This window comes from Stenotrophomonas sp. YIM B13575 (assembly GCF_042787595.1).
Taxonomy (GTDB): domain Bacteria; phylum Pseudomonadota; class Gammaproteobacteria; order Xanthomonadales; family Xanthomonadaceae; genus Stenotrophomonas; species Stenotrophomonas lactitubi_B.
Window position 1 is genome coordinate 1 of the sequence record NZ_JBHZOP010000019.1, and the last position, 18,181, is coordinate 18,181.

Annotated in this window: 18 protein-coding genes; 16 read left to right on the forward strand and 2 right to left on the reverse strand. The window is 68.0% G+C overall.

Annotated elements, in window-relative coordinates:
• Positions 1 to 154 precede the first annotated feature (154 nt).
• From ACFX4F_RS04415 to ACFX4F_RS04440, 6 genes are all read left to right on the forward strand, one after another.
• Positions 155 to 1,903: a glutamine--tRNA ligase/YqeY domain fusion protein gene (locus ACFX4F_RS04415; RefSeq protein ID WP_380652650.1), complete on the forward strand. Its 1,749-nt coding sequence runs from the start codon at positions 155 to 157 to the stop codon at positions 1,901 to 1,903.
• Positions 1,904 to 1,946: 43 nt separating this feature from the next.
• Complete coding sequence (locus ACFX4F_RS04420) at positions 1,947 to 2,594, forward strand: hypothetical protein (protein ID WP_380652653.1); 648 nt, start codon at positions 1,947 to 1,949, stop codon at positions 2,592 to 2,594.
• Between the two features lie 50 nt (positions 2,595 to 2,644).
• Positions 2,645 to 3,376 (forward strand): DUF6348 family protein, encoded by a 732-nt coding sequence (locus tag ACFX4F_RS04425; RefSeq protein WP_380652656.1) that lies wholly within the window; start codon positions 2,645 to 2,647, stop codon positions 3,374 to 3,376.
• Between the two features lie 96 nt (positions 3,377 to 3,472).
• Positions 3,473 to 4,033, forward strand: coding sequence for a nucleoside deaminase (locus ACFX4F_RS04430; RefSeq protein ID WP_025877937.1), 561 nt, complete (start codon positions 3,473 to 3,475; stop codon positions 4,031 to 4,033).
• Positions 4,017 to 5,084 (forward strand): 23S rRNA (cytidine(2498)-2'-O)-methyltransferase RlmM, encoded by a 1,068-nt coding sequence (rlmM, locus tag ACFX4F_RS04435; RefSeq protein ID WP_099820243.1) that lies wholly within the window; start codon positions 4,017 to 4,019, stop codon positions 5,082 to 5,084. Before ACFX4F_RS04430 ends, rlmM begins: the two co-directional genes overlap by 17 nt.
• On the forward strand, positions 5,084 to 5,482 hold the full coding sequence (locus ACFX4F_RS04440; RefSeq protein ID WP_380652660.1) for an EF-hand domain-containing protein: 399 nt from the start codon (positions 5,084 to 5,086) through the stop codon (positions 5,480 to 5,482). The genes rlmM and ACFX4F_RS04440 overlap by 1 nt, the downstream gene beginning before the upstream one ends.
• 228 nt (positions 5,483 to 5,710) lie before the next feature.
• Here the strand turns inward: ACFX4F_RS04440 and ACFX4F_RS04445 are convergent, their stop codons facing one another.
• Together ACFX4F_RS04445 and ubiH are read right to left on the reverse strand one after the other, a co-directional pair.
• Positions 5,711 to 6,892, reverse strand: coding sequence for a UbiH/UbiF family hydroxylase (locus tag ACFX4F_RS04445; protein ID WP_380652663.1), 1,182 nt, complete (start codon positions 6,890 to 6,892; stop codon positions 5,711 to 5,713).
• Entirely contained in the window at positions 6,889 to 8,094 is a 1,206-nt protein-coding gene (gene ubiH, locus ACFX4F_RS04450) for a 2-octaprenyl-6-methoxyphenyl hydroxylase (RefSeq protein WP_099820246.1), read from the reverse strand. Before ubiH ends, ACFX4F_RS04445 begins: the two co-directional genes overlap by 4 nt.
• Before the next feature lie 109 nt (positions 8,095 to 8,203).
• Between ubiH and ACFX4F_RS04455 the strand changes: the two genes are divergently transcribed.
• The 10 genes from ACFX4F_RS04455 to ACFX4F_RS04500 all read left to right on the forward strand — a co-directional run bounded on the left by ACFX4F_RS04455 (position 8,204) and on the right by ACFX4F_RS04500 (position 18,105).
• A complete protein-coding gene (locus ACFX4F_RS04455; protein ID WP_025877927.1) occupies positions 8,204 to 8,788 on the forward strand; it encodes a hypothetical protein in 585 nt (194 codons plus the stop codon).
• Between the two features lie 8 nt (positions 8,789 to 8,796).
• The gene (locus tag ACFX4F_RS04460; protein WP_089238883.1) at positions 8,797 to 9,351 is read left to right on the forward strand and encodes a cob(I)yrinic acid a,c-diamide adenosyltransferase; all 555 of its coding nucleotides are present in this window, start codon (positions 8,797 to 8,799) and stop codon (positions 9,349 to 9,351) included.
• Between the two features lie 6 nt (positions 9,352 to 9,357).
• Positions 9,358 to 10,296, forward strand: a complete 939-nt coding sequence (locus ACFX4F_RS04465; protein ID WP_265953804.1) for a histone deacetylase family protein — start codon at positions 9,358 to 9,360, stop codon at positions 10,294 to 10,296.
• A gap of 89 nt (positions 10,297 to 10,385) precedes the next feature.
• On the forward strand, positions 10,386 to 12,866 hold the full coding sequence (lptD, locus tag ACFX4F_RS04470) for an LPS-assembly protein LptD (protein WP_380652668.1): 2,481 nt from the start codon (positions 10,386 to 10,388) through the stop codon (positions 12,864 to 12,866).
• Complete coding sequence (locus ACFX4F_RS04475) at positions 12,863 to 14,206, forward strand: peptidylprolyl isomerase (protein ID WP_099820249.1); 1,344 nt, start codon at positions 12,863 to 12,865, stop codon at positions 14,204 to 14,206. The genes lptD and ACFX4F_RS04475 overlap by 4 nt, the downstream gene beginning before the upstream one ends.
• A 3-nt stretch (positions 14,207 to 14,209) precedes the next feature.
• Positions 14,210 to 15,190: a 4-hydroxythreonine-4-phosphate dehydrogenase PdxA gene (gene pdxA / locus ACFX4F_RS04480; protein WP_380652672.1), complete on the forward strand. Its 981-nt coding sequence runs from the start codon at positions 14,210 to 14,212 to the stop codon at positions 15,188 to 15,190.
• Positions 15,187 to 15,990 carry a 16S rRNA (adenine(1518)-N(6)/adenine(1519)-N(6))-dimethyltransferase RsmA gene (gene rsmA / locus ACFX4F_RS04485; RefSeq protein ID WP_380652675.1) on the forward strand — a complete coding sequence of 268 codons (804 nt, stop codon included), beginning with the start codon at positions 15,187 to 15,189 and terminating at the stop codon, positions 15,988 to 15,990. Before pdxA ends, rsmA begins: the two co-directional genes overlap by 4 nt.
• 13 nt (positions 15,991 to 16,003) lie before the next feature.
• Positions 16,004 to 16,387, forward strand: a complete 384-nt coding sequence (gene apaG, locus ACFX4F_RS04490; protein ID WP_025877914.1) for a Co2+/Mg2+ efflux protein ApaG — start codon at positions 16,004 to 16,006, stop codon at positions 16,385 to 16,387.
• 15 nt (positions 16,388 to 16,402) lie between these two features.
• Positions 16,403 to 17,464 carry a symmetrical bis(5'-nucleosyl)-tetraphosphatase gene (locus ACFX4F_RS04495; RefSeq protein ID WP_380652678.1) on the forward strand — a complete coding sequence of 354 codons (1,062 nt, stop codon included), beginning with the start codon at positions 16,403 to 16,405 and terminating at the stop codon, positions 17,462 to 17,464.
• Positions 17,461 to 18,105: a DUF1287 domain-containing protein gene (locus ACFX4F_RS04500; protein WP_380652681.1), complete on the forward strand. Its 645-nt coding sequence runs from the start codon at positions 17,461 to 17,463 to the stop codon at positions 18,103 to 18,105. The genes ACFX4F_RS04495 and ACFX4F_RS04500 overlap by 4 nt, the downstream gene beginning before the upstream one ends.
• The last annotated feature ends 76 nt before the right edge of the window (positions 18,106 to 18,181 follow it).

Consider the following 18,181-nt stretch of genomic DNA (forward strand, 5'->3'; position numbering starts at 1 on the left):
CTGAATGGTGCCGCTGCGCTGGCCGGGCATGGCCCGGCGCTACCGGTGCGGGATGATAGCGCCGGGCCATGCCCGGCGAGCGTAGCGGCAACCCGGGCAGCCCTTCCCGGTAAGCGTTAGACTGGCAATCTTTCTGCCTTTCTTTCGCCGACTCATGTCAGAGCACACCCCCGCCAGCCCCGAGACCCCCGCCGACAGCCACGAGAAGCGCGATTTCATCCGCCAGATCGTGCGCGAGGACCTGGCCAGCGGAAAGCACCAGGCGATCAAGACCCGCTTCCCGCCGGAGCCGAACGGCTACCTGCACATCGGCCATGCCAAGTCGATCTGCCTGAACTTCGGTGTCGCCGGTGAGTTCGGCGGCGTCTGCAACCTGCGTTTCGACGACACCAACCCGGCCAAGGAAGACCCGGAGTACGTGGCCGCGATCCAGGACGACGTGCGCTGGCTGGGCTTTGAATGGAACGAGCTGCGCCACGCCTCGGACTACTTCCAGACCTACTACCTGGCCGCCGAGAAGCTGATCGAACAGGGCAAGGCCTACGTCTGCGACCTGTCGGCCGAGGAAGTGCGCGCCTACCGCGGCACCCTGACCGAGCCGGGGCGTCCCTCGCCGTGGCGCGAGCGCAGCGTCGAGGAAAACCTTGACCTGTTCCGCCGCATGCGTGCCGGTGAATTCCCCGATGGCGCGCGCACCGTGCGCGCCAAGATCGACATGGCCAGCGGCAACATCAACCTGCGCGATCCGGCGCTGTACCGCATCAAGCACGTCGAGCACCAGAACACCGGCAACGCGTGGCCGATCTACCCGATGTACGACTTCGCCCATGCACTGGGCGATTCGATCGAGGGCATCACCCACTCGCTGTGCACGCTGGAATTCGAAGACCACCGCCCGCTGTACGACTGGTGCGTGGACAACGTCGACTTCGCCCACGATGACGCGCTGACCCAGCCGCTGGTCGACGCCGGCCTGCCGCGCGAAGCGGCCAAGCCGCGCCAGATCGAGTTCTCGCGCCTGAACATCAACTACACGGTGATGAGCAAGCGCAAGCTGATGGCGCTGGTCACCGAACAGCTGGTGGACGGCTGGGAAGACCCGCGCATGCCGACCCTGCAGGGCCTGCGTCGCCGTGGCTACACGCCGGCGGCGATGCGCCTGTTCGCCGAGCGCGTGGGCATCAGCAAGCAGAATTCGATGATCGATTTCAGCGTGCTGGAAGGCGCGCTGCGCGAAGACCTGGACAGCGCCGCACCGCGCCGCATGGCCGTGGTCGACCCGGTCAAGCTGGTGCTGACCAACCTCGCCGAAGGCCACGAAGAGCAGCTGACCTTCAGTAACCATCCGAAGGATGAAAGCTTCGGTACCCGCAACGTGCCGTTCGCACGTGAGCTGTGGATCGACCGCGAGGACTTCGCCGAAGTGCCGCCGAAGGGCTGGAAGCGCTTGGTTCCCGGTGGCGAAGTGCGCCTGCGCGGCGCCGGCATCATCCGCTGCGATGACGTGATCAAGGATGCCGACGGCACCATCACCGAGCTGCGCGGCTGGCTGGATCCGGAATCGCGCCCGGGCATGGAAGGCGCCAACCGCAAGGTCAAGGGCACCATCCACTGGGTCAGCGCGGTGCACGGCGTGCCGGCCGAGATACGCCTGTATGACCGCCTGTTCTCGGTGCCGAACCCGGACGACGAATCGGAAGGCAAGACCTACCGCGACTACCTCAATCCGGAATCGCGCCGCACCGTCACCGGCTATGTCGAGCCGGCCGCGGCCAGCGCTGCGCCGGAACAGTCGTTCCAGTTCGAGCGTACCGGCTACTTCGTTGCCGACCGCCGCGACCACACCGACACCAAGCCGGTGTTCAACCGCAGCGTGACGCTGCGCGACACCTGGTCGGCCTGATCGGATAGGCGGGCACCTGAACGGTGCCCGCTCTCGAGCCGCCATGCTGACAGTTCTGTCTTTCCTGTTCTGGCTGCTGACCGGGCACGCGGTGCTGGTCTTCTTCGCCGCGCTGCTGCTGATCGGCCTGGTATCGTGGCGCCGCCGCCGCCCTGGCTTCGCCTTGGTCGTGTTCCCTCTGGCCCTGCTGAACATGATCGTCGGGCAGTTTGCCAATGCGGCCTTCCTCAACCTGGCCGGCGAACCGGGCGAGGCGATCATCGTGCGGGCTGAACAGACCAGCTCGCAGTTGAACGAACAGTACATCTGGCGTTACGAGGTCGTGCTGCACACGGCCGACGGCCGCGATGTCGAAACGGTCATGCATACTGATACGGCAGCCCTGTGGCCGCTAAGCAATGCGATCCGCATTCCAGGGGCCAACCAACCTTTTGCCGTCAAGTACGTCAACGGTTTTGCCCGCAACTTCGTCATCCTCACCGAGCAGTCGCCTTATGGCATTGCCCAGGCCCGCGCACGTGCGCGCGAACGAGTCGAGGTGGCCGCGCGCAAGCTGCATTTCAGCCCGGACAACGCTGGGTTCCGCGCGGACTATCGACGCGAGCTGGAGACCTGGCTGCGCGACCATGGCAACGATCCGCAGCAGCAATCCGACGCACGGCGATATCGCGCCGAACTCGACGCTCTGTAACGCCAGCCCTGCCCGGCGGCTGCCCCCCACCCTGCAAACCAGGTGCCCCGATGACCACGACCGCTTCTCCCCTCCTGCCGCTGCTGCACCAGGTCCTGCTGGGCCGTGACATCGCCTGCACCGTCGAGGGCGACGACCTGCGACTCGACAGCGGCCTGCAGCTGACGCCACACAGCGTCGCCAGCAACGAACGCGACAACAGCGGCTGGCAGACCTCCACGGTCATCGAGACCCGCCACGCCGGCCTGTTCGCCGATGGCCTGTTCGAGTACCAGCACGCCAATGGCGCGACCGAACAGGAATCCCTGCTGTCCGGCTTCGACACCTGGGTGCGGGTGGATCTGGCGACCCTGCAGGCCGCCGTCGGCGCCGAAGACGCACCGGATCTGCCGATGATGGGCCTGACCTACCCGACCGGCGACGAAGGCCAAGAACACGAGCGCACCGTGGTGCTGGGGCCGCTGGCCCATTACCGCGCCCGCGAACTGGACGACGCTGCCGCGTGCAGCGAGGACGACCACGGTTCCTGCCCCTGCTGCCTGTTCACCAAGAGCATCGACGCCTTCGACGACCTGCTGAAGGCCCACCACTTCCTGGCCATCCGCCTGTTCGCGTCGCGCGACGAGCAGGGCCAGTGCGAAGCCGACTGCCGGGTCAACGGCCATGACTTCGCCCCTGCCCTGCCGCTGCTGCGCGCCTACGCCGCGCGCTGGCCGCAGGCGGGGCTGGAGTTCCGCAAGCAGTACGTGGTGATCCGCACCGGCTCACCGTCACCGGCCTGAATCCAGCGCGCACGCCCGGTACATGCCACTGCCGCTACACTGCGCGCCGACATCTGTTGCACCTGTTCCTTTCACTCTCAACGAGGCACCCCCGCGATGCTGTACGCGCAAGTCCACCTGACCCTTCCCGCCTGGATCCACGACCAGATCGACCTGGATCGTCGATATCCGGGCGACGAGGCCAAGGTCGCGCTGGCGATCGAGCTGTCGCGGTTGAATGTCGACCACGCCAGTGGCGGTCCGTTCGGCGCCGTGGTGTTCGGGCCGGATGACAAGGTGATCGCCGCCGGCGTGAACCGGGTGATGCCGCATTCGACCTCGCTGGCGCACGCCGAGAACATGGCCTACATGCTGGCCCAGCAGCGCCTGCAGACCCCGCGCCTGAACGCGGTGCTGTCGCCGATCACCCTGGCCACCAGCTCGCAGCCGTGCTGCCAGTGCTACGGCGCCACCGTGTGGGCCGGCATCGACCGCCTGCTGATCGGCGCCAGTTCGGCCGACGTGGAAGAGCTGACCCCGTTCGATGAAGGCCCGCTGCCGGCCGACTGGGTGGGCGAACTCAACAAGCGCGGCATCGAGGTGGTGCAGGGTCTGAACCGCGATGCGGCGCGCAGCGTGCTGCGTACCTATGGGGAAAGCGATGGCGCCCGTTACTGAGACCGGCATCGGCCTGCTGTGCCTGTGCCGGCAGGGCTTCGAGCCGGAGCTGGCCGGCGAACTGCAGTTCCGCGCAGGCGCCGCCGGTTTTGCCGGTTACGCCCGCACCCAGCGCAATGATGGCTACGTGCTCTTCATGTGCGACGAAGCCGCGGCGCTTGCACCGCGACTGCCGTGGCGCGAGCTGATCTTCGCCCGCCAGAAGCTGGTGGTGCTGGCCGAGCTGCCGCAGCTGGACCCGGCCGATCGCATCACGCCGATGCTGGAGGTGCTGGCCGATGCGCCGCGCTTCGGTGATCTGTGGGTGGAGCATCCCGATTCGGATGCCGGCAAACCGCTGTCCGGGCTTGCGCGTGCGTTCGGCAATGCCCTGCGCCCGGCGCTGCGCAAGGCTGGCAAGCTCAGCGACAAACCCAACGCACGCCTGCCGCGCCTGCACGTGGTGTTCGTCGATGGCACGCACGCCTTTGTCTGCGTGGCCAACCCGGACGACAGCGCCCCCTGGGCACTGGGCATTCCGCGCCTGAAGCTGTTGCCGGACGCACCCTCGCGCTCGGCATTGAAGCTGGATGAGGCACTGCTGACCCTGCTCGCCCCGGAAGAACGCGAAGCGCTGGTTCGCCCGGGCATGCGCGCGGCCGACCTCGGCGCGGCACCGGGCGGCTGGACCTGGGTACTGACCCGCCAGCACGTGCATGTGCTGAGCATCGACAACGGCCCGCTGCGCCAGCACGTACTGGACACGGGCCTGGTCGAGCACCTGCGTGCCGACGGCTTCCACTGGCATCCGGAACAGCCGCTGGACTGGATGGTCTGCGACATGGTCGAGCAACCGCGTCGCGTCGCCGAACGCATGGCCACCTGGTTCCGCGAGGGCTGGTGCAGGCACGCGATTTTCAACCTGAAATTGCCGATGAAGAAGCGCTGGGACGAGACACGCCTGTGCCTGGACCTGTTCCAGGACCAGGCCGGCAAGCCGCTGGTGGTGCGTGCCAAGCAGCTGTACCACGACCGTGAGGAAATCACGGTGCTGGCGTCGCCGCTGCGCTGATGAACGCCACGCGCATTTTCCAGCTGCTGTGTACCGCGTTGCTGGCATCGCCGGCACTGGCACAGCCGGCGCGCCCGCAGCCGGCGCAGAGCGCTCCGTTGCGCGATGACAGTGGCGTGGTCCGCCAGCAGTCACTGTCGGCCGGCCGCGTGACCGGCAGCGTCGACATCGTGGTGCCGCTGGGCGAAACCCCGGTAACGGTGCGTTCGCTGGCACCGGCCAGCGTGGTCGGCCAGTACCGCCTCCATTTCGCCGAGCTGGACGTGGACGCTGATGGCTTCATCAGCCGTGAGGAGGCGCAGGCGAACCCGGCGCTTGCCGACGAGTTCAACGCGTTGGACGTGAAGCGTCGCGGCACGCTGGACCGCGCCGATCTTGCCGGTTGGCTGGTGGATTGATCCACCCTCGCGATCTTCATCCACGCATGGCGTGGATCTACTGACGACGGCGGTAGCGCCGGGCCATGCCCGGCGGAATCCATGAACCGTGCTGCGTGCTACCGGCGAATGATCCGGCGCACGCGCGCCAACCAACGTTGGCGTCTACTCGCGATCTTCATCCACGCATGGCGTGGATCTACCCGCTCGGTTTCAGTAGATCCACGCCATGCGTGGATGCGCCGTCGGTCACACCCCTGCGGCGCGCTTCCAGAACGCCTGCACCAGCGGCGGCCACTTGCCCGCACAGCCCAGCGCGCGGCCACGCGCCAGGGTCAGGTGCATCTCGTCGTTGGAGAACAGCCGGTTGATCGCGTCGAAGCTGTACGCGGCGATCTGGTTGTCGCTGCGACGCTCACGTGCCCAGCGCTGCAGACGCTGCGGCGACAACCGGGGTTGGCCACGACGTTCGGCGGACGGCGCCAGCCAGTGCTGCAGGGCGGCGACGTCGCGCAGGCCGAGGTTGACGCCCTGCCCGGCCAGCGGATGCACCACGTGGGCGGCATCGCCCAGCGCCAGCACGCGACCGGCCACGTAGTGGCGGGCCAACTGCCGGCGCAGCGGAAACGCCGCGCGCGGCGAGGCCAGCCGCAGCTCACCCAGGCGTGCGGCGAAGGCACGGGTCAGTTCACGATTGAATGCGTCTTCGTCCAGCGCCAGTACGCGTGCCGCCTCGTCGTCGGGCAACGTCCAGACGATGGAGCTGCGGCGCTCGGCCACCGGCAGCAACGCCAGCGGACCGGTCGGCAGGAAACGCTGCCAGGCCGTCGCCTGGTTGGGCAGCTCGCTGTCCACATAGGCGACCACACCGCGCTGCTGGTAGTCGTGGCGCTCGACCTCGATCCCGGCCAGTCCGCGCAGGGTCGATTCCGCACCGTCGGCGGCCACGGCCAGCGCGGCTTCGATGCGACGGCCATCATCCAGGCGCAGGCGCACACCGTGCTCGTCCTGCTCAAGCGCTTCCACGCGCGCCGGGCAATGCAGCTCCACGCCTGCGGCCGGCAGCGCCGCCCACAGGCGATCCTGCAGCAAGCCGTTCTCGACGATGAAACCCAGTTCGCGACGGCCGAAACGGTCCGCGTCGAACAGCAGGTCGTCGCCACCGGCTGCGTCCCACACCTGCATGCGCCGGTACGGCCAGGCCCGCGCCTGCGCGATCGTCGGCCACACGCCGAGTCGCTGCAGCAAATGCACGTTGTCGGCGGCGAAGGCGAACACCCGCAGATCCGGCTGTGCGGCCTGCCACGGTGCAGGCTCGCGTCCTTCCACCAGCGCCACGGCAAGACCAGCATCGGCCAGGGCCAGCGCGCAGGCAGCGCCGACCACGCCGCCGCCCACAATGACCACGTCCAGGCGTGCGCGCCGGTTCATGCGGCTTCTCCACGGCACAGGCGCGGCACGTCGCCACGGAAGCCCATTGCACCGCCAACCAGCATCGACTGCACCGAGGCGCGCTGTGCGGCGACCAGGCCCAGGCTGCGCAGGGGGCGCAGCAGCGGCGCCGGATTGCTGGTCAGCCGGGCAAGACCGCCGGAAAACGCCACCGTCTGCCGCCGATCTTCTTCGCGGCGGGCCACGTAGGATCGCAGCAGTGCGTCGCTGCCAGCGTCGCCCTCCACTTCCAGCAGCTCGGCCAGCGTCAACGCATCGCGCAGGCCGAGGTTGAAGCCCTGCGCACCCAGCGGGTGGATGGTCTGCGCGGCGTTGCCAAGCAGCACCGTGCGCTCCCCCACCAGCGCGCGCGCCAGTACCTGGATCAGCGGATAGGCGCTGCGTGGACCAGAGTCGAGCAGGCGACCCGCACGCCAGCCGATGGCCTGCTGCAGGCGCTGCAGCCACGCGCTGTCGTCCAGCGCCATCACCGCTTCGGCCTGATCACGGGCAACGCCGTGCACGGTGCCGAAATGGCGGTCGCCACGCGGCAGCAGCGCCGTCGGCCCGGTATCGGTGAAGCGCTCCCACGCAGTGCCATCGGGGGCACGCTGGCTGCGCACGCGGGCCACGAACAGCGTCTGCTGGAAATCGTGGCGATCGACCTCGATGCCCAACGCATCGCGTACGCCGCTGCTGGTGCCGTCGGCACCGACCACCAGCCGCGCCAACAGCATGCGCTCGCCGCTGTCGTCGGCCACCCGCACCTGACGGTAGCCGTCAATCACCTCGCCCAGGCCAAGGAAACGCATCGGCCGGTAGCGGCGCAGCCGTGGCAGCTCCTGCAGCCGGCTTTCCAGTGCCTGGCCGAAATCACGCGCGACCACCACCTGGCCGAACCACGGCCTGTCGTAATCGGCAGCATCGAGCTGCACGCGGCCAAAATCACCGGCGCGGCTGACATGGATGCGGCGGATCGGGCCGGGCGCCATCGACAGCTTCTGCATGACCCCCAGCGCGGTCAGCGCGTTGATCGTGGCGGCAGCAAAACTGAGGTTGCGCTGGTCGAACACCGCGGGCAGCTCGCCGGCCGGACTGGCTTCGAGCAGGCCCACGTCGCGGCCCAGGCGGTCCAGGGCGATGGCCAGGCTGGCACCCACCAGACCGCCACCGACGATCAGCACGTCATGTCGTTCACTCATGGGCGCATGATACGCGCTCGCCGTGCCGGCATGCCCGGCAGGGGGCCGGCCTGCGCCAAGCGCCGCGCCGGGCTAGAATGAAACCTGAATCCGCTCCGGCCCCACCGCCATGTCCGACTCCGCACCCCGCGCCTTCGTCCTGTCAGTGCTCGTGCTGTTGCTGGCGGCGACCCGCGTCAATCACTTCGCGGCAATCCCGGACGCGTCCTGGGCCGTGTTCTTCATCGGCGGCTTCTACCTCGCCCGCTGGACCCGCTGGGCGTTCCCGCTGCTGATGGTGTTCGCGGTGCTGGTCGACTGGATCGTGATCCGCAGCAGCGGCCTCGATTTCTGGCAGCACTACTGCGTGTCGCCGGGCTACTGGCTGCTGTTGCCGGCCTACTTCGCCATGTGGGCCGGCGGCATGCTGCTGGGCCGCAACTACCGCAGCGCGCAGTGGTCGGTGCTGGGCAAGGGTGCGTTGCTGCTGGTGGCGTCGGTGGCGCTGTGCCATCTGCTGGCGCAGGGCGGTTTCTACTGGACCAGCCAGAACGTGGCCGAGCCGACCGTGGCCGGTTGGGCGCAGAACTACGCGCAGTGGTTCGGCCCCTACCTTCGCACCACCGCGATCTACGTGGCCCTGGCCGCCGCACTGCAGCTGGCCGTGGAGCAGGTGCTCAAGCTCCTGCAGGCCCGCCGCGACATCCATCACTGAGCCGCGCCATGGGTCATCGCCTCTCGCGCATCTACACCCGCACCGGCGACGACGGCAGCACCGGCCTGGGTGACGGCAGCCGGGTCGGCAAGGACGATCTGCGTGTTGCCTCCTATGGCACCGTCGACGAAGCCAATGCCACGCTCGGCCTGTTGCTGGCCGTGCCGCTGCCGGAGGACGTCCGCGCGCTGGTCGTGCACCTGCAGCACCAGCTGTTCGATCTGGGCGCCGAACTGTGCGTTCCCGGCCATGCCGCGATCCACGCCGCCGACGTATCGGCGCTGGAACAGCAGCTGGACCACTACAACGCCGACCTGCCGATGCTGAAGGAGTTCATCCTGCCGGCCGGTGGCGAGGCCGCTGCGCGCTGCCACCTTGCGCGCACCGTGGTCCGCCGCGCCGAGCGCGACACGGTGGCCCTGGCCCGCGTTGAACCGGTGCGCAGCGAAGCGCTGCAGTACCTCAACCGGCTGTCGGACCTGCTGTTCGTGCTGGCGCGGGTGCTGGCACGGGCCGATGGCCACGGCGAAGCGCTGTGGCAGCCACAGCATCGCCAGCGCTGAGCCGCCATGCTGGTCTTCACCCATCCCGCCTGCCTGCTGCACGATCCCGGCCCAGGCCATCCTGAATGCCCGCAGCGCCTGCAGGTGGTGCTCGACGCGCTGCACGAGGCCTTCCCCGGCCAACTGGACTGGCGCGAAGCACCGCCAGCGAAGTTCGGGGAACTGACCCGTGTCCACGACAGCGCGCTGCTGGATCTGGTGCTGCAACCGCAGACCGCGCCGCTGCGCCAGCTGGACATGGATACCTGGACCTCGCCAGGCTCGGCCAGCGCCGCGGTGCATGCCGCCGGCGCAGGGGTCGCGGCCGTCGATGCGGTGATGCTGGGTGAGGATCCCCTGGCCTTCTGCGCGGTACGCCCGCCCGGCCACCATGCCACCAGCAGTACCGCGATGGGCTTCTGCCTGCTCAACAACATCGCCATTGCCGCCGCCTACGCCCGCGACCGGCACGGTCTGGAGCGGATCGCGGTGGTCGACTTCGATGTCCACCACGGCAACGGCACCCAGGACATCTTCCAGCACGACGCCCGGGTGTCCTACTACAGCACCCATCAGGCAGGGCTGTTCCCCGAGTCCGGCCTGCGCCGTGACCGCGGTGCCGGCAACCTGATGAACATCCTGCTGCCACCGGGCAGTGGTGGCTTCCGTTTCCGCAATGTCTGGGCCGACGAGATGCTGCCGGCGATCGACGACTTCCGCCCCCAGCTGCTGCTGATCTCGGCCGGCTTCGATGCCCACCTGCGCGATCCGCAGGCCGACCTGATGCTGGAAACCGACGATTTCGCCTGGATCACCCGCGAACTGCACGCGCTGGCACGCCGCCATGCCGCTGGCCGGGTGGTGTCGATGCTGGAGGGTGGATACGACCTGCAGGCCCTGGCCGAGTGCAGCGTGGCCCACCTGCAGGCACTGATGGCGACGCCTTCCGGCAACGGGCCTGGATGAACCCGAACCGGCAATCCGGGGAGGCCTTCATTGCCCCTATGCAAGGGATGGGGCAAGCTACCGTCCGTTTTCGCCCGAATCCGAACCGCGTGCGCCGAGCCCTCCGCCTGCTTCCCCTGCCCCTGAGCATCGCCGTCTGCCTTCCGGCATGGGCTGATGACAAGCCGCTCAACTGGGGCCTTTGCCCGGCCACCGACGTGATCCCTGCGTTCACCGACGCGCCGACGCCGGTGCCCGGCCAGGACAAGGCTGCCGCCAGCGCTGCGCGCGAACAGCAGCCCACCGACATCGAGGGCGACCAGCTGCTGGGCACCACCACCGTGCCGCAGTACCAGGGCAATGTGGCGCTGCGCCGGGGCGACCAGTTCGTCGGTACCGACAAACTCAGTTTCGATACCGAAAGCGGCAACTACGTCGCCGACGGTAATGTCCGCTATCAGGATGCCTCGATCCGGATGGTCGCCAAGCGCGCCGAGGGCAACCAGGAAAGCGACACCCACAAGATCACCGACATCCAGTACCAGCTGGTGTCCCGCCGCGGTAACGGCGAAGCCGAATCGGTCGACCTGCAGGGCGCGGTCGGGCAGATGCACCGCTCCACCTACACCACCTGCGACCCGTCGCAGCCGGTGTGGAAGCTGACCGCCCCGGAAATCGAAGTCGACAACGATGAAGGCTTCGGCACCGCCCGCAACGCGGTGCTGCGGATCGGCAAGGTGCCGGTGCTGTGGGCACCCTACTTCAAGTTCCCGATCGATGACCGGCGCAAGACCGGCCTGCTGTTCCCGCAGCTGGGCATGTCCGGGCGCAACGGTTTCGATTACGCACAGCCGATCTACTTCAACCTGGCGCCGAACTACGACGACACGTTGACCCCGCGCTACATGAGCCGGCGCGGCCTGATGCTCGACAACGAGTTCCGCTACCTCTATGAAGGCGGCCGCGGCGAACTGCTGACCGCGTTCATGCCCAACGACAAGCTGCGCGACCGCGACCGCGGCCGGGTGATGTTCGGCGGCTACCACAACCTCGACGATCACTGGCAGGCCCGCGCCAACCTGGCCTGGGTCAGCGACGAGCGTTACGTGGAAGACTTCGCCAACCGCCTGGTGGGCGTCACCGCCTCGAACCTGCAGAGCACCGTCGGTCTGTACGGCACCGGCAAGAACTGGACGGCCGGCATCATGGCCGACCGCTGGCAGCTGACCGACTACACCCTCGACGAGCGCGCGCTGGCCTACAACCGCCAGCCGCGCCTGTACGTCAACTGGGACAAGCCGCTGCTGCCGTGGCTGGAGACCGGTGTCTACGCCGAGGCCGTGCGCTTCACCCACGACGACATCAACTTCAAGTACGACGCCAGTGCCGGTCCCGACCTGCAGTACACGCGCAACGGCCAGACCCAGCGCATGTACGGCGGCTCGCGCCTGGATGTGAAGCCCTACGTGTCGTTCCCGATCAGCGGCGCGGCCTGGTACATCACCCCGACCCTGGCCTACCGCTACACCGGCTACGAGCTGGACCGCGGGCTGGCCGATGCTACCCGCAGGAGCATCCTGGTCTCGCAGGGCATCGATCCGAACACGGCCACGCCGGAACAGCTGCGCGGCAATACCTCGCCCAGCCGCAGCCTGCCGATCGCCAGCCTGGATGCCGGCCTGTTCTTCGACCGCGAGACCACCCTCGGTGGCAAGTCGTTCCTGCAGACCCTGGAACCGCGCCTGTTCTACCTGCGCACGCCCTACCGCAACCAGGACGAGCTGCCGATCTTCGATACCCGCGACTTCACCTTCAGCTGGGGCCAGCTGTTCCGCGATTCGCGCTATACCGGTGCCGACCGCCAGAACGACGCCAACCAGCTGACCCTGGCACTGGGCACCCGCTTCATCGACCAGACCACCGGCAAGGAACGCTTCTCGGCCTCGATCGGCCAGATCCAGTACTTCGACGAATCGCGGGTGACCGTGACTCCCGGCGGCGCGCCGGTGGAAAAGGGCAAGTCGGCCTGGATCGCCGACGGCAACTACATGATCAACGACCGCTGGACGCTGGGTGCCACCTATCAGTGGGATCCCAAGTACAAGCGCGAGGATCTGGCCAGCGTGCGCGCCCGCTACCTGATGTCCAACGACGGCGTGGTCAACCTGACCTACCGTTACCGCATCAATTCCGGCGCCCCGGCCACCGCCAACAAGCACGACCGCACCCTGCTGGAACAGGCCGACCTGTCGTTCCTGTACCCGCTGAACGAGCGCTGGAGCCTGGTGGGCCGCTATTACTATTCGTTGCAGGACAAGGAACCGCTGGAAATCATCGGTGGCGTACAGTGGGACAGCTGCTGCCTGGCCGTGCGCGCCGTGGCCCGCCGCTACGTACGCAACCGCGAAGGCGAAATGAACAACTCCATCCAGCTCGAGTTCGTGCTCAAGGGCTTGAGCTCCCTCGGCCAGGACACGGACCGCACTTTGCGCCGTGCTATCCTCGGCTACAACCGCGACGACCTCTATCTCGTGCCGCCCAGCAACACCGGAGCGGCCCGCGATGACTACGATCCGAATCAGATCCCATGACCAAGAGCTTCCCCGTTCTCCTCGCATCGCTTCTGGCGGTGTCCAGCGTGTCCGCCCCCCTGCAGGTCATTGCGCAGGAGGCCCAGCCGTTGGACCGCATCGCTGCTGTCGTCGATGAGGACGTGATCCTGCAGAGCGAGCTCCAGCGTGCGATCGCCAACATCAAGGCGCAGTACGCCGGCCGCGAGGCCCAGCTGCCCCCGGATGATGTGCTCAGCCGCCAGGTGCTGGAGCGCCTGGTGCTGGTCAAGCTGCAGGTGGCCCGCGCCCAGGGCAGCGGCATCCGCGTCAGCGACCAGGAACTGACCCAGGCGATGAACGCCATCGCCCAGCAGAATGGTTCGACCCTGGATGCCCTGCGTCAGCGCCTGGCCCATGACGGCATCGACTTCAACGATTTCCGCGCCTCGGTGCGTGACGAGATCACCGTGCAGCGCCTGCGCCAGAGCTTTGCGCAGAGCCGCATCAGCGTCAGCGAAGGCGAGGTCGATGCGGCCCTGAAGCAGCAGGCCGATGCCGGCAACCAGTTCCACCTGGCACACATCCTGGTCGCCCTGCCCGATGGCGCCAGCGCCGAGCAGATCGCCACCGGCCAGAAGAAGGCCGACGGCGTGAAGGCATTGCTGGACAAGGGCGAACTGGACTTCAATGCGGCGGCCGTGCGTTATTCCGACAGCCCCAATGCACTGGAAGGCGGCGACCTCGGCTGGCGCACCCTGGATGAAATCCCGGCGGCGTTCGCACAGACGATGCAGCAGATGAAGCCCGGCGAAGTGGTTGGTCCGATCCGCGGCCCGAGCGGCTTCCAGCTGCTGAAGCTGGTGGAAGTGCGTGACGCCAGCGCGGCGGCAGGCACCCACACCGTCACCGAGTACCACGGCCGCCACATCCTGGTGCGCGTGGACGATGCCCAGTCCGACGCGGCCGCCAAGGCCAAGATCGATACCCTGCGCGCCCGCATTGCCGGCGGTGCCGACTTCCAGCAGGTAGCCAAGGAATCGTCCGAGGACACCAACAGCAAGGGCCAGGGCGGCGATCTGGGCTGGTTCCCGGCCGATGCGTTCGGCCCGGCCTTCGGCCAGCAGGTGGCAGGCATCCAGGACGGCGGCGTCAGCCAGCCGTTCCGTACCGATGCGGGCTGGCACATCGTGCAGCGCGTAGGCACCCGCCAGACCGACGTCGGCAGCGACAACCAGCGCGCCCAGGTCCGCGAGACCATCGGCCGCCGCAAGCTGGAAGACGAGTACAACCGCTTCCTGCAGGAACTGCGTGGCGAAGCCTACGTCAGCTTCCGCAGCGGTGACCGGGCGGAAAATACCGCCACGCCGCCGCAGTCCTGAGCCATGCTCCCCGAGCTCGCTCTGGTACCGGGCGAGCCCGCCGGGATCGGCCCGGAGCTGTGTGTCCGACTGATCCAGCAGCCGCGCGATGATTGCCGGCTGCTGGCATTCGCCGATCCGGACACCCTGCGCGCGGCCGCTGCCGCGCTGAACCTGCCCCTGCAACTGCTGCCCGAGGACGCGCATGCCCGCGTCCCCGGCGACCTGCGCCTGCGCGCCGTCGCCAACAGCACCCCCAGCCGTTTCGGCCATACCGACCCTGCCAACGCAGGCGCGGTGATCGGCGCCCTGCTGGGTGCCGGCCAGGCCTGCCTGACCGGTGAACTGCACGGCGTGGTGACCGGCCCGGTGCACAAGGCGGTGATCAACCAGGGCGGCATCGCCTACAGCGGCACCACGGAACTGCTGGCCGACCAGGCCGGAGTGAAGGTGGTGATGATGCTGGCCAACGACATCGTCCGCGTGGCCCTGGCCACCACCCACCTGCCGCTGCGCGAGGTCGCCGATGCGATCACCGCTCCCGGCCTGGAACACACCCTGCGCACCGTGCATGCCGCGCTGCGCCGCGAGTTCGGCCTGGCCGCACCGCGCATCGCCGTGCTGGGCCTGAACCCGCATGCCGGCGAAGACGGCCACCTCGGTCGCGAGGAACTGGATCTGGTCATCCCGCTGCTGCAGCGCCTGCGCAGCGAGGGCATGGACCTGATCGGTCCGCTGCCGGCCGATACCGCGTTCCTGCCGGCCAAGCTGGCCGGCTTCGACACCGTGCTGGCGATGTACCACGACCAGGGCCTGCCGGTGCTGAAGTACTCCGGCTTCGAGCAGGCGGTGAACCTGACCCTGGGCCTGCCCTACCCGCGCGTGGCGGTCGACCACGGCACCGCGCTGGATCTTGCCGGCCGCGGCATTGCCGATCCTTCCAGCCTGCAGGCCGCCACAACGCTGTGTGCGCGGCTGGCACGGCAACGTACACTGAGCACATGACTTCCCCGCATTCCCCCTCCGGCCCGGTGTTTTCCGCCCCGGCCAAGAAGCAGCTCGGCCAGCACTTCCTTGCCGACCGCTACTACATCGACAAGATCGTGATGGCGGTCAATCCCAGGGACGGCGACCGCCTGGTCGAGATCGGCCCCGGCCAGGGTGCGATCACCCTGCCGCTGCTGCGCGTACACCCGAAGATGACGGTGATCGAGTTCGACCGCGACCTGATCGCGCCGTTGACCGCCGCCGCCGAACCGCTGGGCGAGCTGACCATCGTCAACCGCGACGTGCTGCGGGTGGACTTCACCGAGCTGGCCGATGGCCAGCCGATCCGCCTGGTCGGCAACCTGCCCTACAACATCTCCTCGCCGATCCTGTTCCATGCGCTGGAACACGCTGCGGTGATTTCCGACATGCACTTCATGCTGCAGAAGGAAGTGGTCGATCGCATGGCCGCCGGTCCCGGCAGCAAGGTGTTCGGCCGCCTCAGCGTGATGCTGCAGGCCTACTGCGAGGTGACCTCGCTGTTCGTGGTGCCGCCGGGTGCGTTCAGGCCGCCGCCGAAGGTCGACTCGGCCGTGGTACGTCTGATACCGCGCGATCCGGCCACGATCAACATCAAGGACCACAAGCGCTTCGCCGACGTGGTCAGGGCCGCCTTCGGCCAACGGCGCAAGACCCTGCGCAATGCCCTGAACAACGTGGTCAGCGCCGAGCAGTTCGTGGCCGCCGGCGTGCGTCCCGACGCCCGCGCCGAACAGCTGGACGTGGCTGAATTCATCGCTTTGGCCAATGCCACCTGATTACACTGCCGGTATGGAAGACGCTGACGTTTATGCCATCTCCGTCGAAGTCGCCCCGCGCTTCCTCGACGACCAATCCGCACCGGAAGACGGTCGCTATGCGTTCGCCTATACGATCCGCATCCACAACCAGGGCCGCGTTGCCGCCCGTCTGGTCGCACGCCATTGGCGCATCACCGATGCCAACGGCCGCGTCGAGCATGTCGATGGCGATGGCGTGATCGGCGAACAGCCGCGCCTGCGTCCGGGTGAAGACTTCCATTACACCTCAGGTGTCATGCTCGGCACCGAGCACGGCACGATGCAGGGCCATTACGACATGGTGGCCGACGATGGCACCGAATTCGCCGCACCGGTCGCACCCTTCGTGCTGGCCATCCCGCGCACCCTGCACTGACACGGAGGCCGAACGATGAGTGTATGGGCGATCGGCGACCTGCAAGGCTGCTATGACGTAACCCAGCGCCTGCTGGAAAAGATCCGCTTCGATCCGGCGCAGGACACCCTGTGGTTCTGCGGCGACCTTGTCAACCGCGGTGGACAGTCGCTGGAAACACTGCGGCTGGTGCATTCGCTGCGCGAACACAGCGTGGTGGTGCTCGGCAACCACGACCTATCGCTGCTGGCCGTCGGTGCGCGCACCGAAGAGGAACAGCGCAAGGTCAACCCGGACCTGCTGCGCATCGTGCAGGCCGAAGACCGTGATGTGCTGCTGGACTGGCTGCGCCTGCAGAAGCTGGTGCACGTGGACCGCGAACTGGGCTGGATGATGGTGCATGCCGGCCTGGCGCCGAAGTGGACCACGCAGATGGCCGAGAAGCATGCGGCCGAAGTGGAAGTGCAACTGCACGGCGCCGGCTACCGCAAGCTGTTCCGCAACATGTACGGCGACAAGCCCAGCTGGGCGCCCAACCTGACCGGCTACGAGCGCTCGCGGGCGATCATCAACGTGCTGACGCGCATGCGCTACTGCACCTCGCGCGGCCGCATCGGCATCGAAGACAAGGGCACGCCGGGCACCCAGGAACAGGGTCTGTATCCCTGGTTCGAAGTGCCGGGCCGGGTCGAGCGCGACCTGAAGGTGGTCTGTGGCCACTGGTCCGCGCTCGGCCTGACCATCACCCAGGGCATCCACGCGATCGACACCGGCGCCGTGTGGGGCGGCAAGCTCACCGCGATCCAGCTCGACACCGATGAACTGCGCGTGGTGCAGGTCCCGGGACGTGACGTGCCGGCACCGGTCGCCAACGCACGGCCGCCTGCGCGGCCCGCACATGAGCGCACCGCAGGGCAAGGCAAGGACGGTGGCCAGGGCAACGGCAACGCTGCAACGGCCGGCGCCCCCGGCAACCGTGGTCCGCGCCGGCGCCGCCGCCGTGGTGGCGGTGGCGGTGGCGGTGGTGGCGGTGGCGGTGGTGGCGGTGGCGGTGGCGGTGGTGGCGGCAACAACAACGGCACGCCCCCTTCGGCATGAAGCCAGGGAACCGCGCACCATGGACGGTGCTGCTGCTGACGCTGGCTCTGGCCAGCGGCTGCCAGCCCTCGTCGTCGCCAGCGACCGCCGACGCTGACAAGTCCGCTGCCCCTGCAACGGCACCGACACGCTCACCACCGTTGGTCGCTGCCGCGCGCGCGCAGATCGGCGTCACCACCCGCTACGACCCTGCCTATCAGGTGCTGGCCTACCCCGGTGGCGACGTGCCCGCTGACCGCGGCGTATGCACCGACGTGGTGGTTCGCGCCCTGCGTACGCAGGGGCTGGACCTGCAGGTCCGCGTGAACGAAGACATGCGCGCTGATTTCAGCGCCTATCCAGCGCTGTGGGGCCTGTCGCGACCGGATCGGAACATCGACCATCGGCGCGTGCCCAACCTGATGCGCTGGTTCGATCGCCAGGGCTGGCAGCAGCCGATCAGTGCCCGCGCCAGCGACTTCGCTGCAGGCGACATCGTTGCCTGGAAGCTCAACGGCAACGGGCTGCTGCACGTGGGCATCGTCTCCGACCGGCGCCTGGCCGACGGCACGCCGCTGGTGCTGCACAACATCGCGCGGGGCACGCGGGAAGAAAACCTGCTGTTCCAGCACGCGATCATCGGGCACTACCGCATGCCGTGAGTGAGGCGGTGCTGTAGAGCCGAGCCATGCTCGGCTGCGATTTGTGTCCGCCAAAAGCAGCCGAGCATGGCTCGGC

Excerpts from the sequence above, each read along its gene's own strand:
- ACFX4F_RS04420 (WP_380652653.1), top strand. The coding sequence starts at position 1,947 with ATGCTGACAGTTCTGTCTTTCCTGTTCTGGCTGCTGACCGGGCACGCG.
- rlmM (WP_099820243.1), top strand. The coding sequence starts at position 4,017 with ATGGCGCCCGTTACTGAGACCGGCATCGGCCTGCTGTGCCTGTGCCGG.
- ACFX4F_RS04475 (WP_099820249.1), top strand. The coding sequence starts at position 12,863 with ATGACCAAGAGCTTCCCCGTTCTCCTCGCATCGCTTCTGGCGGTGTCC.
- ACFX4F_RS04500 (WP_380652681.1), top strand. The coding sequence starts at position 17,461 with ATGAAGCCAGGGAACCGCGCACCATGGACGGTGCTGCTGCTGACGCTG.
- ACFX4F_RS04495 (WP_380652678.1), top strand. The coding sequence starts at position 16,403 with ATGAGTGTATGGGCGATCGGCGACCTGCAAGGCTGCTATGACGTAACC.
- ACFX4F_RS04425 (WP_380652656.1), top strand. The coding sequence starts at position 2,645 with ATGACCACGACCGCTTCTCCCCTCCTGCCGCTGCTGCACCAGGTCCTG.
- ACFX4F_RS04430 (WP_025877937.1), top strand. The coding sequence starts at position 3,473 with ATGCTGTACGCGCAAGTCCACCTGACCCTTCCCGCCTGGATCCACGAC.
- ACFX4F_RS04415 (WP_380652650.1), top strand. The coding sequence starts at position 155 with ATGTCAGAGCACACCCCCGCCAGCCCCGAGACCCCCGCCGACAGCCAC.
- ACFX4F_RS04465 (WP_265953804.1), top strand. The coding sequence starts at position 9,358 with ATGCTGGTCTTCACCCATCCCGCCTGCCTGCTGCACGATCCCGGCCCA.
- ACFX4F_RS04440 (WP_380652660.1), top strand. The coding sequence starts at position 5,084 with ATGAACGCCACGCGCATTTTCCAGCTGCTGTGTACCGCGTTGCTGGCA.
- rsmA (WP_380652675.1), top strand. The coding sequence starts at position 15,187 with ATGACTTCCCCGCATTCCCCCTCCGGCCCGGTGTTTTCCGCCCCGGCC.
- pdxA (WP_380652672.1), top strand. The coding sequence starts at position 14,210 with ATGCTCCCCGAGCTCGCTCTGGTACCGGGCGAGCCCGCCGGGATCGGC.
- apaG (WP_025877914.1), top strand. The coding sequence starts at position 16,004 with ATGGAAGACGCTGACGTTTATGCCATCTCCGTCGAAGTCGCCCCGCGC.
- ubiH (WP_099820246.1), bottom strand. The coding sequence starts at position 8,094 with ATGAGTGAACGACATGACGTGCTGATCGTCGGTGGCGGTCTGGTGGGT.
- ACFX4F_RS04445 (WP_380652663.1), bottom strand. The coding sequence starts at position 6,892 with ATGAACCGGCGCGCACGCCTGGACGTGGTCATTGTGGGCGGCGGCGTG.
- ACFX4F_RS04455 (WP_025877927.1), top strand. The coding sequence starts at position 8,204 with ATGTCCGACTCCGCACCCCGCGCCTTCGTCCTGTCAGTGCTCGTGCTG.
- ACFX4F_RS04460 (WP_089238883.1), top strand. The coding sequence starts at position 8,797 with ATGGGTCATCGCCTCTCGCGCATCTACACCCGCACCGGCGACGACGGC.